This is a genomic window from Bradyrhizobium sp. CCGUVB14, from assembly GCF_024199935.1.
Taxonomy (GTDB): domain Bacteria; phylum Pseudomonadota; class Alphaproteobacteria; order Rhizobiales; family Xanthobacteraceae; genus Bradyrhizobium.
In genome coordinates, this window is record NZ_JANADS010000001.1 from 1,543,732 (window position 1) to 1,558,881 (window position 15,150).

The 15,150-nt window shown below is 59.5% G+C and carries 11 protein-coding genes and 3 pseudogenes; 7 read left to right on the forward strand and 7 right to left on the reverse strand.

All coding sequences use genetic code 11. The features are described 5' to 3' along the window. Positions 1–388: 388 nt before the first annotated feature. Complete coding sequence (locus tag NLM32_RS07285; RefSeq protein ID WP_254135238.1) at positions 389–613, reverse strand: transposase; 225 nt, start codon at positions 611–613, stop codon at positions 389–391. A gap of 607 nt (positions 614–1,220) precedes the next feature. Between NLM32_RS07285 and NLM32_RS07290 the strand changes: the two genes are divergently transcribed. Continuing rightward, positions 1,221–3,041, forward strand: a complete 1,821-nt coding sequence (locus NLM32_RS07290; protein ID WP_254128536.1) for a trehalose-6-phosphate synthase — start codon at positions 1,221–1,223, stop codon at positions 3,039–3,041. A 416-nt stretch (positions 3,042–3,457) separates the two neighbouring features. Continuing rightward, positions 3,458–3,592 (forward strand): annotated as a pseudogene (locus NLM32_RS07295) (transposase); the annotation flags it as partial. A gap of 98 nt (positions 3,593–3,690) precedes the next feature. Here the strand turns inward: NLM32_RS07295 and NLM32_RS07300 are convergent. Then, positions 3,691–3,867: a hypothetical protein gene (locus NLM32_RS07300; protein ID WP_254128537.1), complete on the reverse strand. Its 177-nt coding sequence runs from the start codon at positions 3,865–3,867 to the stop codon at positions 3,691–3,693. Positions 3,868–4,423: 556 nt separating this feature from the next. Here NLM32_RS07300 and NLM32_RS46200 point away from each other — a divergent pair. Next, on the forward strand, positions 4,424–4,651 hold the full coding sequence (locus tag NLM32_RS46200) for a TIGR02391 family protein (protein ID WP_375143626.1): 228 nt from the start codon (positions 4,424–4,426) through the stop codon (positions 4,649–4,651). Between the two features lie 320 nt (positions 4,652–4,971). On the opposite strand, the gene NLM32_RS07305 is transcribed toward NLM32_RS46200, so the two are convergent. Beyond that, entirely contained in the window at positions 4,972–5,229 is a 258-nt protein-coding gene (locus NLM32_RS07305; RefSeq protein WP_254128538.1) for a hypothetical protein, read from the reverse strand. 305 nt (positions 5,230–5,534) lie between these two features. Here NLM32_RS07305 and NLM32_RS07310 point away from each other — a divergent pair, with 305 nt between their 5' ends. Next, on the forward strand, positions 5,535–7,295 hold the full coding sequence (locus NLM32_RS07310; RefSeq protein WP_305884090.1) for an HrpF/NolX family T3SS translocon protein: 1,761 nt from the start codon (positions 5,535–5,537) through the stop codon (positions 7,293–7,295). 1,061 nt (positions 7,296–8,356) lie between these two features. Beyond that, positions 8,357–10,891 (forward strand): Ulp1 family isopeptidase, encoded by a 2,535-nt coding sequence (locus NLM32_RS07315; protein ID WP_254128539.1) that lies wholly within the window; start codon positions 8,357–8,359, stop codon positions 10,889–10,891. Positions 10,892–10,949: 58 nt separating this feature from the next. Here the strand turns inward: NLM32_RS07315 and NLM32_RS07320 are convergent. Next, a pseudogene (locus NLM32_RS07320) lies at positions 10,950–11,102 on the reverse strand (IS5/IS1182 family transposase); the annotation flags it as partial. Between the two features lie 268 nt (positions 11,103–11,370). Here NLM32_RS07320 and NLM32_RS07325 point away from each other — a divergent pair. Continuing rightward, positions 11,371–12,597: an ISL3 family transposase gene (locus NLM32_RS07325; protein WP_254127840.1), complete on the forward strand. Its 1,227-nt coding sequence runs from the start codon at positions 11,371–11,373 to the stop codon at positions 12,595–12,597. Between the two features lie 36 nt (positions 12,598–12,633). Next, positions 12,634–12,762 (forward strand): annotated as a pseudogene (locus NLM32_RS07330) (IS256 family transposase); the annotation flags it as partial. Between the two features lie 297 nt (positions 12,763–13,059). Here the strand turns inward: NLM32_RS07330 and NLM32_RS07335 are convergent. The 3 genes from NLM32_RS07335 to NLM32_RS46205 all read right to left on the reverse strand — a co-directional run bounded on the left by NLM32_RS07335 (position 13,060) and on the right by NLM32_RS46205 (position 15,113). Next, positions 13,060–13,236: a hypothetical protein gene (locus tag NLM32_RS07335; RefSeq protein WP_254128540.1), complete on the reverse strand. Its 177-nt coding sequence runs from the start codon at positions 13,234–13,236 to the stop codon at positions 13,060–13,062. Positions 13,237–13,280: 44 nt separating this feature from the next. Then, positions 13,281–13,565, reverse strand: a complete 285-nt coding sequence (locus tag NLM32_RS07340; RefSeq protein ID WP_254128541.1) for a DUF3892 domain-containing protein — start codon at positions 13,563–13,565, stop codon at positions 13,281–13,283. A gap of 1,281 nt (positions 13,566–14,846) precedes the next feature. Next, positions 14,847–15,113, reverse strand: coding sequence for a hypothetical protein (locus NLM32_RS46205; protein ID WP_256568221.1), 267 nt, complete (start codon positions 15,111–15,113; stop codon positions 14,847–14,849). Positions 15,114–15,150 lie beyond the last annotated feature (37 nt).

Below are 15,150 nucleotides of genomic sequence, written 5' to 3' on the forward strand. Positions count from 1 at the left end.
ATGGGCGGTGAAGTGCTCAGCTGGCTCGGCCTAGAAAGCGATCAGCATCTCGTTGTCGCGCAACGCCCGAGGGGGTAAGCGTACCGCGGCTATGCATCGGCTACCCTTCTGTTGCGGATGTCCGGACTACAATTCCATGGCGGGTCATGTGGTCGACCACAGCTCGATGGACTGAGCGGCGCCTGCGGTCGCGGGAGTGACAGAAGTTTTGCGTAAGAGCGCCTTTGTGAGAAGTTTGCAGGCTCAGCGGACTGACCCCATGGGGTCAGTCCGCTGAGCCTGCAAAGCGCTCGCCCAACTGGATCGCAAATTGGCCCACTCGCGGCCGTCCATGCAACCGGTCGTCGCCAATGGATGCGTGGATTTCTGATGGCGAAGTAAAGTAGCTTCATCGCCGCCTCGTCGTTGGAGAACTGCCGCACGTCTCGATGATCTTGCGCAGCGAACGGTTCAGCGCCTCGACCGCGGTGGTGGTGTCGATCATTTTGCGGATCTCCGGCGCAAAAGCGAAGAACGGAATGACGTGCTCCCATGCCCGCCGCCAGGCCGTCCCTTCGCTGAATTGTGCTTCCCCATTCGGCTTCAAAGTCCTCCGAGCCTGAGCGAGCGGCATCGGCACTCTCGGCAAGATAGATCGCCTTGATCGAGGGCAGGATCCATGGCATCTGCAGTCAGATCTCGCAGGTAAAACGCGCGACCTTCGTGCTATCTACCTCTCGCTTCTGCGGCCGCAGTCTCTGGCTGACATTGGGCCTCAAGCTTTGTGGCTTCCTCGCCCGGATGCGGACGCTTCGTATGTGCTTCCTGTTCGTCAGGCCGGTACTTTGCTTACAGCTTCCTACGGACCTCGCTTCGTGACGATGCCCTTGCTGTTCGGCTAACGGTTCCTATCACCAAGGTCCATCGAGGACTCACACCTCCGAGTCATCGACCGGACACCACTTCGGTCAAATCGCGCCAAGTTCAACGAGTCAAAACCTCTGTGTCGAGTCGAGGTACTAGCGTCCCAATCAGGTTCCGCTATGGTCCGCCTCCGACATCGGACGACATCCCTCAGTTCTTGGGTCACGAGCGTATCCCAGACGCACCGTGGAAGAAATCAACGTCGCGGCTCGCTTTCAGACCCGTCAGCTTCTCGAAAGAAAGCTGTCATAATATCAGAAGTGCAGATCGGACACTCGCTGTTTCGATCACAAAGCTCGTCAAACGGAGGACCTGGGATGGACACGAATATCAACCCGCTGGGCCCCAATCGCGCCGAAACGTCGCATCCCATGATGGAAGAGCAATGGGCGCAGCAAGCAATCTTCGAGCGCCACTTGAGCGAGCCGCAACAGAGTAGACGTCGTCAAGCCGGTGCAGGATCCTCGCGTCGCATATTGTCTGCGGATCAGGCGGATCCCACCGACATGGCGACCCAGGGACGACATATGAACCTTGTCCTCGTCTCGAACCGAGTTGCGGATGGCAAGCCGAATGAGCCGGCGACTGGTGGGCTTGCCGCGGCCCTACTCCCGGTGGTTGAGGATTCCGGCGCAGTTTGGATGGGTTCATCGGGTGATCCCAGTCAGAACTCGGGCGATCCCAGTCAGAACAAAGCGTCCGTCCACGAGCTCGGAAATGGCGCGCTGGTGAAACTGGAGCTGCCTGAGGCCGAATATGCGGGCTACTACGACGGCTTTGCAAATTCGACGCTCTGGCCCGCACTGCATTCCCTCAGCGAGCGGATCTCGGTTTCGAATTCTGACCGCAATTATGAAAGCTATCACACGATTAACGAGATCATGGCGAATGCGTTGCTCAAGTTTGGCGACCGAGATGCGTTCTGGGTGCACGACTATCAATTGCTGGTACTCGGTGCCAAGCTGCGCGAGAAAGCTATCGACCGGCCAATCGGATTCTTCCTGCATACGCCTTGGCCGGAGTCAGACGTATGGCAGCGAGTGCCTCACCATGATGAGCTCATCGAATCGATGATGGCGTACGATCTTTTAGGCTTTCACACCGAGCGGGACTGTCGGAATTTTCTCGATTGTGTCCATTCCGATCTTGGTCTGAGAAGCATGGACGGTGTGGTGGCGTCCAACCGAGGTCTCACCCGCTGCAAGGTATTTCCGATCGGCATTGATGCAGATCAGTTTGCTCGGTACGCTGCAGCGTCAACATCGGATTCCAAAGTCGCCTCACTGCGGAGCGGCCTGAATGGCGAGAAGCTTGCGGTTGGCGTCGACCGGCTCGATTATACGAAAGGTCTTCACGAGCGGATCGAGGCTTTTGATCAGCTGTGTACCGAGAGGCCAGGCAGCATCTCGCTCTTGCAGGTAGCAACGCCAACGCGCGCCAAGATTGAGATGTACAGAAAATACCGAGACCGGTTCGTCGAACTCGTCGAAGACGTGAATGCGCGTCATGCTACGGACGATTGGATTCCGATAAGACATCAGAACGAGGGCGTCAGCCAGAAGGTGCTCGCTGGCCTCTATCGCGCCGCGCATGTTGCAGTGGTGACACCGATACGTGATGGCATGAACCTCGTTGTCAAAGAATATGTCGCTGCGCAAGATCCGAATGATCCCGGCGTGCCGGTTCTGTCGAAATATGCAGGCGCAGCCGAAGAACTCAAGGAGGCATTGCTCGTTGATCCGAAGGACATCTCCGGCATAAAGCGCGCGATTTTAGAGGCCATGGAGATGCCCCTCGCTGAACGCCGCACACGCTGGAAGGCGATGATGAAGACACTTCGAGAAAATTCACTCCAAAACTGGTCGGCCAATTTCGTTGGGGAATTGGAGAACAGCCGCTTCGTCGCGAGGGTGCCTCCGAATCGGCTCGGCTATATCGGCCTTGGCAGGACCGCCGAGGCCCAATTTCCGAGCGAAGTGCTGGAACGTGCCCGTGACGTGCTGATGCGCCCATTGAGTAGAACCCCGCCTCCGACTGCGTTTGAGCAATCGACAAGCTCGTATCTCGGTGGACAGTCAGATCCGGCAGACTCGGAGTATGATGCGGAAGCCTCCTCCAGAGCATCTCCGACGCGCTGACGAGCCAGATCGTACTGCTCGCAATCGGGTCGACCACGTACAGCGGGCCGTGGCGGCTGGTCGCTTCGCTCGGTCGTATTAGTGCGGGCGCGCAGCCTGATCAAGCGCTCTAACGATCCCATTTGAGCACTTGGAGTTGAGGCCGGTCCCTGCCGGGACATTTTCGGTGCGACGAAAGTGTGTCCCTTTCTTCCGGGCGGCAGCTGGCTCTTTTACTCGTATGGCAATATGAAGGAAACGGCTGTTGAATAACGGTTGCTGACGACGTTCGCTTCAACCTGATCAAAGATGGAGATCTCTGAACCCTTTTACCGAAGCCTTTCCGACCGAGCTGCTCTCACGAAGCATGATTGCCAGAAGCGGCGCATTTGCGGTGGTGAGTCAGGCTCTGTATCCAACAGGGGCTTACGATCTGGAGCCCCTGGCGGGATCTGCCAGAGGTATTCGGCCCATATGCCACTTGCTACAACCGCTTCGTTCGCCGGAGGAGGGCTGGTGTCTGGGGGCGCATCATAGATGCACTTGCTTCTGCCCATGATGCCGCTGCCAGATGATCGAGCCATGCAGGCTCTTTGCTCAGGAGCCATGCGGGGGGAGGTCACCGCACATTTGGCGCAGCCGTCGATGAGCTTTGCGCGCGGGCGGCCGTCTATCGGTAGATGGTCGCTTCGCTGCCTTCAAAACCGCAGAGCTTGACCTCTGTCAACAATTGGCGACGCGCGGCGTCACCCTCTTCCCAGCGCTTTTCCAGATAATCTCGGAAAGGATCAACGAGAACGGATGCTGCGGGTCGCTGCCGGTGCTGCAGAGTCGCCGCCTGCAGCAAGCAAGCGCTCGACTGTCCTCACGCTCATGCCGATCCGCGGCGCGATCCCGCGCGACGACGGGCGGTCGCGTGCAAGTCGAGGATTTCGCCATACCATAGAGTGAACGGCGACGGTTGCGCCGCGTGCTGCGCAGCTGATGAATTTTTGTAGAGGCTCCAAACGAGCGCACATTGCAGTGAGCATCATCTCATCAGCGGGCGACGAGGGCGTAACGCCAACTCGGCAGCTCGGACTTCGAGACGACATCGGCCCTCATCGAGAGCCGACGCAGCTTCTGCTTGCATCCTATTTGTCAGCGACAATCATTTGTTTGATTTCGTTCAAACCGAATGTCGTTTTGCTTACGTGACGGGGCCAACGTTGCCGTGTACGGCACGCTACCAATGGTGAAATTCGTCTGCTGCCGGTCCTCGTTCGGCAACACGCCCATGCAGTGCATGCCCCGCATGAGCTCCAGATGGGCACGTCGGTCGCGGTGCAGCCAGCCCGGGACGTACATCATTAGATCCGGCGCGGTCGGCGGCGCGGAAGGCATGTATGGAGTCCCAAAAATCGATGCCTCGGCGCCTTGCAGCGTGGTACCGACGTCCCTTGCCGGGAGTTTCGCGGGCGCGTGCACATCTCTTTAGCGGCGCCATCGATTCTTATAAGAACCCGCATTCGCATCGCAATGTTGCACTGGATGATCCGGAAGAAGTCGCCGAAATCGTCATGCTCGCAAATCATTTGCTCCGTATTATCGATGCGCGCGCCATCGTAGTTGGTCGATCCCGTGGCCGCTGAGCGACCCCGCTCGGCGCATCCGATACACGGACCGGTGCCGCGCGGGAATTTGGGTGGAAGCGCGTATCGCGTGACATGTCGCATGGGGCGCAGGCAGATGAATGCGTGGCGGCGCTGCATGCCCACCTTTGCGACCAGCCGCAAGCCGCTTAAACCTCCACTACCGTGGAAGTCGATGATCGTGCCGGCAAAGCTTGCGAAATTCGCTTGATGTCGCACTCGCCATACCCCTTCAACACAGCATCGTGCTCGCGCCTGAGCTGACCAGACACATCGAGAGCACGCTGCAGCTTCCGGCAGAACTCCTAGATTTGCCATCGTCATTGGTGGGTCGCTTTCAGACGCGTCAGCTTCTCGAAAGCTGATCTCCCTAACATGAGAGCCTGGGTCTCTAGACGGCGCTGTTGCCGATTGACCGTAACGGAAATGAACGTCGGGCCTGGCGCGCAGGACATGATGGCGACATTTTTGGTGAGCCGCCAGGCAGTGGGCCAGGTCCCGGTCAACATTTCCATCAGGTCTTGCGTGTTGTTCGTCGTGAACACGGCGGCGCCACAAGGCGCACTTGTGACGGTCATCAATGTCACATCCGGGGATGCACCATGTCGTTCAGTAACCTTTCGCCAGCCAGTTGCGGAAATCAGCCTCAGCCGGCGTTTACCCCGGGGCCACGTTGGCTCTGGTACCTTCTGCGCAGACGCCGGGCCTGACCCAGCAAAGCGCATTTTCGAACTTTGGATAGCGAGGCAGTTGAGTGAGCGCCTTACGAAATAAACAGTCACTCAAAGCTCGACGTGACCCAAAAGTTCGGCATCCTTCTGACCGATAGGTTGGACGCGGGCTTCCTCAAACAAGCTCCACCCTCACATCCGAGTATAATGCTATGCAGCTCAACACCTCTTCGTCATCCGCCAGTGCGGTTCCAGCTCTGTTCGTGCTTGGTCCGGAAACCACGACCTTGGGTCCTTCCGTGCAGTCGCCCGGTGAGCAAGGCGACCCCTTCGAGGCCATGTTGTCCAGTTGCGCGCGGGAAGCCAAATCCGAGCTGCCGTCCCCACCACCGGAACTGCTGGACCCAAAGTTGCCTGTGCCGGAGGATCCGCTGGATCTGCTGCCGGCGAATGTGAAGGCGGCGGTTAAGGCCGCGGAGGAGGGCGTTCCCGCACCGGAAATGTCGAACGTCACGTGGATTGACGGCACGCTGACCAATGCCGAGTTGCAGATCGTGGCAGTGCTGAACCGCCACAAGGATCAGTTGCCCCTCTGGTGGGGACACATCACACCCACCGACTTCGATCCATCTGTGCCGCCGGATCTGAAAGCCGCAATCCAAGGATTGCACCAGGACCGCAAGCTCTTCGCTGCGCTCGGAGGGACATCCGACTGGAGGTCCTATAGAGTTGCCGATCGTTTGTCCAGCTTCTGCAGCAATCATCCGCAAGTTGCCGCATTCCAGGAGCAGCAGGCGCACAGCTACGAGCAGAACTACATCCCCTCCGATGGTACCGGAAATGGACAACCGTCAGTCATGACCGTGAACGACGCAATGCGCGAGCTTTACCGGTATTCCGACTACCTACCCAAGAACCTGAGCCTGGCGGATTTCAAGCAGATCGTCGACGGCAACGCCCAAACTGGCAAGAGCCCGCCGCAGGTGATCGCGGCGGCCCAATACTTCCTCGACCACCCGGATGCCTGGAAGCAGCTGTACGGTGGTGCGATTGATCAGGTCCACAAAGAGGATTTCCTTCAAGTCGCTTCATCGTCGATGGGCCTCACGCGAACCGAGCTGAACACGCTCGACACGATCAACAAGAATCAGGGCGCCTTCTTTGGAGGCGGCGTGCTGACCCGGGACAAGTTGGCGAGATTGGCCGAGGACAAGAGTCTTGATCCGAAGGTACGGCAAGCTGCGTCGCAGCTGCTCTCGGATCCGCTATTGTTCGCACTACTGAACAATTCGATTACGGGCTACAAGACCCATCATAAGTTCTTCGACTTCGGTGGCGGACATAGGGTCGATTCCGGTAACATCAGCAACAACGACTTCACGAACTTCTACCGCAACATGTCGGCTGCGAACCGCACCGTTCAGCAGACCAAGACCCATGTTCCCAAAACCGCGGCCGAGCAGTCCGCGGTCGCGGACATGATGATGGGCGTGGCCGACCAGCCCGATATCAAGTCTGTGAAGAAGAATGGCGGGGCGCTCAAGCACGCACTCGACGACGCGAAGCCCATACTCGACGGCGTGCTCAATGTCGAAGCGAAGGCGACTGACTGGGCCGCCACAGCGGTTGGCGCGCTTGGCTTCATTCCGGGCCTGGGCCAATTGGCCGATCTTGCATCAATGGCCCTCGAATTCGAGTCGGCAACGACGACTCTTCTCCACACCGCCATTAGCGGGGGCAATATGGACCATGCGCTGGAAGAGTTCGGCCTCAGTGTTGCGGCGCAGGCGATTGGCTGTATCTCCGGGCCCGAGGTCAAACTCGCGATGCGCGAGGGGCTAGCGAAAGAACTCATTGAAAGGGCCGCGAATGCCGGGGTCGACTTGGCGGTTTCGCAGGCGCAATCCCATGCGGAGGACTATTTGAATAACCTGAAGGAGCGCCTTGAGGCCAGTCCCATGCAAGCCGGATAGGCTCCGAGTCAGGTTGGCACGACGGCATCGTCGCAGAAGGTGGCCTGACGGGCGCACTTAGGCGGTCTCAACGTGGAATTCTGGCATCTTGTATTCGGGCGATCCCAACTTCAGTTCGATGTACCTTATGTCGTGGTTTCGAGCAGAAGGGTGCCAACACTGTTGCCTTCCGATAGAGCGAATACCTCTTTCGCAGCCTCCGGGTTGTCGTGAGTGCAAAACCACAGCACGGATCCAGGCCTCTTGTGATGGGGCTCGTCGCATGGCCGCACTTCTGGCGCATCGGCCACCTAGTGCTAAGGAGGGCCAGGGAGTTCTTCTGCGGCAGCTAAGGCTGGGCGGTGTGAGCAATGCACGAGCTTGGAGCGTGCGCTCGACGACTGTCCTCAAGTTCTGGCTGCCGACCTCGGCGATCAGCTTTCTGAAGCTGGCGTCGTTGCGGTCAGTGCACCCGAGTGTAGCTCTCGGCGGCTATGAAGATTAACCGATTAACCTCACCTAGGGAGAGTGGTGTGGAACCGAGCTATAACGATCGGAATCATTGGATGCGTTGGTACGCTGAGCAGCATGAGCTGCAGCGTGCGCGGCAAGAGTCGGACAATTTGTCTGTGGATCAAGCTGGCTTTGAGCAGCAGTTGAGCGAGCTGCAACGCCGCGCATGTGAGGAGAGCTCCGCCGAGCTGAGTTCACCCGACACTCGAGCCGCGGAGGGGCATGGAAGTATCCAGCGTACTGTCGACGGTGGTTCGATACGGACGCCGTCCCAATCCAACTTGCAAGACTACGGATTCAGCAGGACGCGCCACAGCGTAGACCTGCCGCGAGCTCACCTTCGTGGTTCGGCTGTGGAGGGATCGCGCTCTGATCTGCGTGAGAGGCTATTCAGCAGCACGCGCTATACGGCACCGTCGGAACCGGAGGTTGTCGCGCGGACGAGGGATAAGAGGAGTGGAGGGCTGTGGTCGCGTGTTAAGTCGGGGCTCGGCAAGGCCTTCGGGCGGAGCCGTCGCGAAAAGTTCTCCGGCGGCTCGGGCCCCGACGCGATGTCTTCAGAGCTTCGGATGGATTTCGTCAAGCGTGGTCGCTCCGCCGGCGAGGACATGCATCCGGAAGACGAGCGCTGCATTGGGCAGTTCGTGGAAGCAGTCCGAGGGTACGAAATTCTACCTGACGGTAGCCTCGGCCGAGGGGACGGAAGGGTTCCCGAGCCCACCCTCACGGACAATCAGGGCGTTCTTACCGCGTTTGCTCGTTGGCTTCGAGCACAGAACAGGGATCCGATGGCTTCTCGGTTGTTTAACGATCCCGAGTCATTAGCCGCTGATATCGAGGATTACAGGGCAAGCGGGGGCGACCATCGTGAGCGTCTCAAGTCGGCACTGTCTCATCTGCGGAGACTCTCGCCTGATGGGCAAGAACTCCACGCCGTCGGCCCCGGGCCCCGCCTGATGGGACGCTTCAAAAATCATCCTTATCCCGACGACACCCGCATTATCGATGCCGTTGTCAATGAAGCTCTGAGCAACGCTGGACCCGACCCGACTCCAGAGCAAAAAAGCCGCGTCTCAACGATGGCCACCAAGCAACGTAGGTTTAGTGATTGGCTCCAAAGGGAGGCTAGGGGCAGCATAGTGAGCCGAATCAGCGGAACTGAACAGCAGCAACTGTCGTTGAGAGCAGATCAAACAGACTTCTACAAAGCCACAAGACAGACCGTCAGTCTCGATCAGATTCGGAAGTACCGAGGCCTGGGCACCGGGGTCCGAAAACTGGATCCGTATGCGGACGACGCCCGCATCATCGATGCCGTGGTCAAGGAAGAGCTGAGCAAACTCGAATCCGACTTGCCCGCCCAGAGAAGACGTGCCGTGGATACTGCCAGCGGGCGACGCAGGTTCAGTGATTGGCTCAAAGCGGGAGATAGGGGGAGCATAGTGAGCCGTCTCATTGGCAGCGATCAGCAGCGACAGTCGTTGAAACTAGACGTGAAGGACTTTGCCGAGACCGAGGGAAAACCCGTCCTGCGTCTGGATCAGCTTCGGCAGTACCTAGGCGCCGAGTCCGCATCGAAATCGGCCCCTTTTGATCCTTATCCAGACGACGCTCGCCTTATCGAGGGCCTGGCTCACCAAGAGCTAACCAAGCTCGGAATGGATTCGACTAGACAGAGATATAACGCCCTGAAAATTGCCAGCAAGCAACGCAAATTTAGTGATTGGCTCCGCCAAGGCGGTAGGGAAAGCATAGCAAGCCGAGTCAACGGCAGCGATGTGCAGAAATGGTCGTTGAAAGTAGACTACCGGGACTTCGTCGAAGCAGTCGGACAATGCTCAGTGAGCCTCGATAGGCTTGGGCAGTACCTACAAGTCGTCGAGGCGAACGCGGCGCTCGGGTTGTCTCCTGAGCAGACAGGTGGGGAGCCGCCGCCTGCCGGGACGAGTTCAATCTGGTCGCCACGATTGCGATCCGACTTTGAGGCCAGTGAGCGGCCAACGCGGGAAGGTTCGTCAGGACAGGCCGGTCGGCAGGAAAGTGCCGGGTCGAGCTCAGCCTGGTCACCGCGAGTGCCGTCCGACTTTGATGCGAGTATGTGGCCAAGTCCGGAAGGTCCATCAGCCCGGTCATCAGAAGTATATGGCGGTCTTGACTCTCTGGTTGATTTGCCGTCCACAGCGCACGAGACGCCGGACGATGCGTATTATCCGCCGGAGCCGAACCGCGCCGCCAGATCGCCGTTCATGATGGGGCCATCAGGCGCATCTCAGTTGCTAGAAGATATCGGCTATCTCGTCGGCGAGGATTGGCAGCACGGGTCTCAGCCGGTGTCGGACCTCCTGATCGATGTACTCGATAACAAAATGCTCATGCCTAGTTCGCACAGCGTTCCAAAGTCGGTCTCTATCAACGGTGAAACCTACTCGATCGAGTTGGGACGAGGGCGCCGCGATGCTTACTTCGTCCATCATCCTCGCCAATCCTCGGCTTCGGATGCCCACGTACGAGCTTCGGTAGGCTCGCTCGTGCTCGGTCCCAGGCAATGGCTGCGCGACCAGCATATCCTGAGGGATTATAGGCTGCTGGAGCAGGAGTTGCAGAGAGACAATCCGAATCTCGCTGCTCGCACGCGGCTCGTGGATCCCCTGATAGCCTTTCAGCTGGGCCACGCCGTCGACAGCGACGCGCTAGCCGCATTCCAGCGCATTGTCGTTGATCGTAACGGTAATGATTCTGCTGACTTCCTGTTCTTGCCAGTAAACGATGCCAGCGCTACGGACCTTAATCGCCGGGGCACCCATTGGTCGCTGCTGCTGGTTGACCGTCGCGATCGCGAAGGCCCGGTTGCCTATCACTACGACTCCTCCGGGGGACACAATGATCAACCTGCCGCATGGCTAGCAGCACGGCTGGGTGCCAACCTGCAAGACGCCAGCATGCGTCAGCAGAGGAACGATTATGATTGCGGCGTCTTCGTAGTGGATGGCACGCGGACGCTGGTTGGGCGATTGGCGGGAACACGGCAAGCAGACCTGCGGAACCTCGACAATCTCGTCGTCGATCGGCAAGCGCTGCTAACCCGTATATCTCACGAAGTTTAAGCGCATCGGGGCAGCGAATCAGGGAAAGTTGTTTTGCGAAAACGACTTCCACTTGATTCTAGGTCGTGTTGACGGTTCTAATCCAGAGCATCGCTGCGGCGATGCTTAGCATCGATAGGTAAGCTCTGGCAGTCTTTTCGTAGCGGGTAGAGACGCGACGGAACTGTTTGATGCGATTGACACAGCGCTCGACGAGGTTGCGATGCCTGTAGGCCTCAGATCATATTTGAGCCTCTTTTGAAAACCGAGTGGGTGCAGTGACGGCTTTGGCCGCTTGACGACGAGCGCCGCGTTCATCCCTATGTTCGACCGGATGAGAGACCATCCCTCCGTCCCGACCTGCCTTGCCCGGTGCAAGGGGGCGTTCGGCGGTCAAGGATGGCCGCAGGCCACCGCACCGCGGCGCGAAGCGTCCTTGAGGGCCGACCGCCCCCTTGCGATGCTGGGTGCAGGTGGGGCTCTGGGAGGCGTGTGGGACGGTGCAAAATCAGCTCTTCGAATCGGCGCTTGGGATTACCAAGCCGTGGTACGTTCGGGGCGTCGACTTCGACGCTGCCAAGAAGGTTCTGACGATCACTGTCGATTTCGTCGCCGGGACGCGATTTGCGGTCGCCGGTGTCGCGGGCGTCCACCCGGTTCATGACACCCAGATCAAGCGGCTGCGACATCTCAACTTCTTCCAGCACGAATGCTTCCTGGAGGTTCGGACGCCGCGGGTGAAGCTGCCCGATGGGAAGGTCGTCCTGGCCGAGCCCGCTTGGTTCGGCAAGCTCGCCGGCTTCACCCTGCTGTTCGAAGCGCTGGTGCTGGCCATGGCCCAGCAGATGACCTTTGCGGCCGTCGCCAAGCTGGTCGACGAATCCTGGCATCGGGTCCACGCGATCTGCTCGCGCTATGTCAATCTCGCCTTGGCCGAGGCGGACCTTTCGGCAGTGACCGCCGTGGCGATCGACGAGACGTCCTGCCGGCGCGGCCACAATTATCTGACCATCACCGCCGACACCGATGAGCGGAAGGTAGTGTTCGTCACCGAGGGCAAGGACGCCAAGACGGTGGCCGATTTCGCCGCCGATCTGGCCGCCCACAAAGGTACCGCCGAGCAGGTCCGTTTGGTCAGCATCGACATGTCGCCGGCCTTCATCAAGGGCGTCGCAGATCATCTGCCCAACGCCCGCATCACCTTCGACAAGTTCCATGTCGTCGCCCACGCTTCCACTGCCGTCGACAAGATGCGGCGCCTCGAACAGCGCACAGATCCAAGCCTCAAAGGGCTGCGCTGGACGTTGCTCAAGGACCGCGGCCGGCTGTCGGACGAAAGTCGCGCCGATCTCGACACCTTGATTGCTCAGGCCGCGACCAAACGCACGGCGCGTGCCTGGCTCTATCGCGAGCATCTGCGCGACATCCTCGATCGCAAGCAGATCAACGTCGTCTCCGCCATGCTCAAACAGTGGTGCACCAACGTCCTGCGCTCCAGGGTCGAGCCGATGAAGGAGGTCGCCAGAATGATCCGCAAGCACTTCGACGGCATCGTCGCCTGGACGCAAACCCGCCAGACCAACGGCTACATCGAAGCCCTCAACGGCCTATTCCAGGCGGCTAAACGCAAGGCCCGCGGCTATACCCGTTTCACAACGATGCGCACCGTCCTCTTCCTCATCGCCGGAAAACTCGACTTCACTCCGATCAACCCCCATGCCGCGTAGCCCACTCAAAGTTCAAAAGAGCCATATTTGATCTGGCTCATCGGCGCGATCTTGCTCGAGCAGAACGATGAGTGGGCTGTCCAGCGCGCCCGCTACATGAGGCTGGAAACCATCACGCCGTTGAGCGATGATCCGACCGTCAACCTACAGGCAATCGCCAGCTGACCAGCTCGGCTCACGCCGGCGAACGCGGTGACCCGCCGCCAGCTACACCACGCCGTGGGACACGATCCCATGCGCACGGCAAATTGGGTGCCGACTAACGTCGCCGCTAACTTTCTACTGGTGGCTGGAACAAATCGAAATTACCAACGGGACAAAGCTTCGCTGGCGAACGCAGGCGTTCGGAGCGGATAAAATGCACCAACCAGATCGACCCATGTGGTCTTACACAGCCCGACGCAGCAACCTACTGCGGCTGCTCCGAGGCCGCGTTCGACGCATGGGTCAGGAAGGGTATAATCATCCCCGTGGCGGCGCACTCTCCGCCGTGCAGCCCATCACTTGCCTGACCGCTTGCACCGCATCCGCGGCGAGCGCGGCCGCGTCGAAGTGAACATAAAGGCTGCGCCGCAAAGCGACGTAAGCAGCCTCCGTTTTAAGAATGCTTGCCCGTACTTCGAGGAGGCCGGCTTTCATTTGAATGACTGCTCCCAGGCGCGATTAGCTGAGCTGACGCGATGTCACGGACAGTTAGCGAGCAGAAGAAGATTGTTGGGTTGAATGTCGTCCGCCGCTGTCTTGATGTACCTGTGTCCCTCGTGCGTGGCCCACACGACATCAACCCTGCGGCCGTTTTCTTCGACATAGAACTTCCATTCGTCGCTCTCGATATCTTTGATAGCCTGATCGATGGATCGCTTCCACTGCGTCCCGTTGGGGTTTACTCCCCCAACATGTGTGATTCTTTCGTGAGGGTTCTTTCCTTCCGTCTTGTTGACGCAGCGAATGCGGGCGCGTTTAGCCATTCTAGTCTCTCCTAAATCTGCAAGTCCTGAACGATCAGCATAGACCAATGGTTGGATTAGGCGGCCACCAGTCCAGGGAGGTGCCTTGCAGTCCTTCTCCGCGATACAATTTGGCGGCAGCCCGCGGATTGCGCGCCACCCCAAGCACCGGGGGGATGTGGTTAGCCTTGCTAATCCAAGGGCGACGGCTGGCCACCGAATTTTTTCGGCGCGTGGTGGGACAGCGCTTTCAAGGGGCCACTAGGCGAGCGCCGAGTCATCGCCGCTGACTTCGCTGGCAGCGGGCGTGGTAGGGACAGTCGGGTTCTCACCACCAAAGGGGCCGGGTCACCTCCGCGCAGCCTCGTAACTGCGCATGCGCCACAGAGCGGAGCAACTACAATGCCGAATTTTGTCGTCTCGTACCATCTGAAGGAGACCAGACCGGAGCCTCGACCACAAGAGCTGCCCCACGCACGATGAGCGGAAAGCATTCGGTCCAGCCCGTTGCGATATCCACCATTGTTACCGTCTGAATGAACGCGGCGGACACGGCGTGCTGTCGATGGCTGTCGAGAACCGCGTAAATCTGGCGACATCGGACGCGGGCAGAGCATCCGGGCGGTCTAAGTCGTCGAACTGATGGTGGCCGACGACGGCTGGGCTGGCCGCTGCTGTCAAGGCCGCCAGCCGCCGAAGGCGGTGGCCGCAGGCCAGCCTTGACAGCAGCGACCGGCTCAGCCCTCCTCCCTCCGAGGGTTGATGGCTCTCGATGCGAGAGGTTCTTGAGCGGACCGCGGTGCGGATGTTGCAAAACGCAGCGACAACACGAGAACGCACAGCGTGCCGCGCGGAATGCTCTGATGACATCTGCAGGTTATTTTTTGTGCTCCCGTTGCCGCGTTCAGGTTCTCGTCTGCCGCCGATGCGATCGCGGTCAGATTTACTGCTTCGGGGCCTGCGCACAGGAAGCAAGGCGTGAGCGGCGTAGGGAGCCCTGGCGGCGTTATCAGGCAACTGACCGTGGCTGGGCTATGCACGCCGAGCGGAACCGCCGGTATCGCGCTCGATGGCGATGCGTGACGGACCATGGTCCTTTGGTGACCAGGTCAGAGCGCCGGTTGCCCACAGTCAACACTGCTTCGAGCGATCCACCTCGCGGCAGCGCACCTTGCCTCGGACTCTGTCATCGTTGTTCGCGATCGGCGTCGCCGCTTGTGCGCCTCTCGGCCCTGCCGCGTCGCCATGTTGGTCGCCGCCGGCGCCGTTTTGGCCACCCACCTTGACGGCAACCCACTCGGCTCACCGGGGGGCTGCAATGCCCCTACGCGCCTCACCGAGACTGCGCCGTTTAAGCGCCGTCCTCGCAGCCGCTAACACCCGTTCTTGTCGCCATCTTTGCGTGCTTTTGCATAGCCATCGACACGCCATGCCGACCGCTGGGAAGCGCGTTCCGACGACGAAATCGATGGTGATCGTCAGCAACTTCCTGCCCGCATCGAAATCGACGCCCTTCACGTACCACGGCTTGGCAATGCCAAGCGCCGCCTCGAAGATTTGGTTTTGCACGTCCGCGCCTTCCCCCGCCCAGGCCACCTGCGCCAAG

Excerpts from the sequence above, each read along its gene's own strand:
- NLM32_RS07340 (WP_254128541.1), bottom strand. The coding sequence starts at position 13,565 with ATGGCTAAACGCGCCCGCATTCGCTGCGTCAACAAGACGGAAGGAAAG.
- NLM32_RS07305 (WP_254128538.1), bottom strand. The coding sequence starts at position 5,229 with ATGACCGTCACAAGTGCGCCTTGTGGCGCCGCCGTGTTCACGACGAAC.
- NLM32_RS07315 (WP_254128539.1), top strand. The coding sequence starts at position 8,357 with ATGGATTTCGTCAAGCGTGGTCGCTCCGCCGGCGAGGACATGCATCCG.
- NLM32_RS46200 (WP_375143626.1), top strand. The coding sequence starts at position 4,424 with ATGCCTCGGCGCCTTGCAGCGTGGTACCGACGTCCCTTGCCGGGAGTT.
- NLM32_RS07290 (WP_254128536.1), top strand. The coding sequence starts at position 1,221 with ATGGACACGAATATCAACCCGCTGGGCCCCAATCGCGCCGAAACGTCG.
- NLM32_RS07310 (WP_305884090.1), top strand. The coding sequence starts at position 5,535 with ATGCAGCTCAACACCTCTTCGTCATCCGCCAGTGCGGTTCCAGCTCTG.
- NLM32_RS07335 (WP_254128540.1), bottom strand. The coding sequence starts at position 13,236 with ATGAAAGCCGGCCTCCTCGAAGTACGGGCAAGCATTCTTAAAACGGAG.
- NLM32_RS07285 (WP_254135238.1), bottom strand. The coding sequence starts at position 613 with ATGCCGCTCGCTCAGGCTCGGAGGACTTTGAAGCCGAATGGGGAAGCA.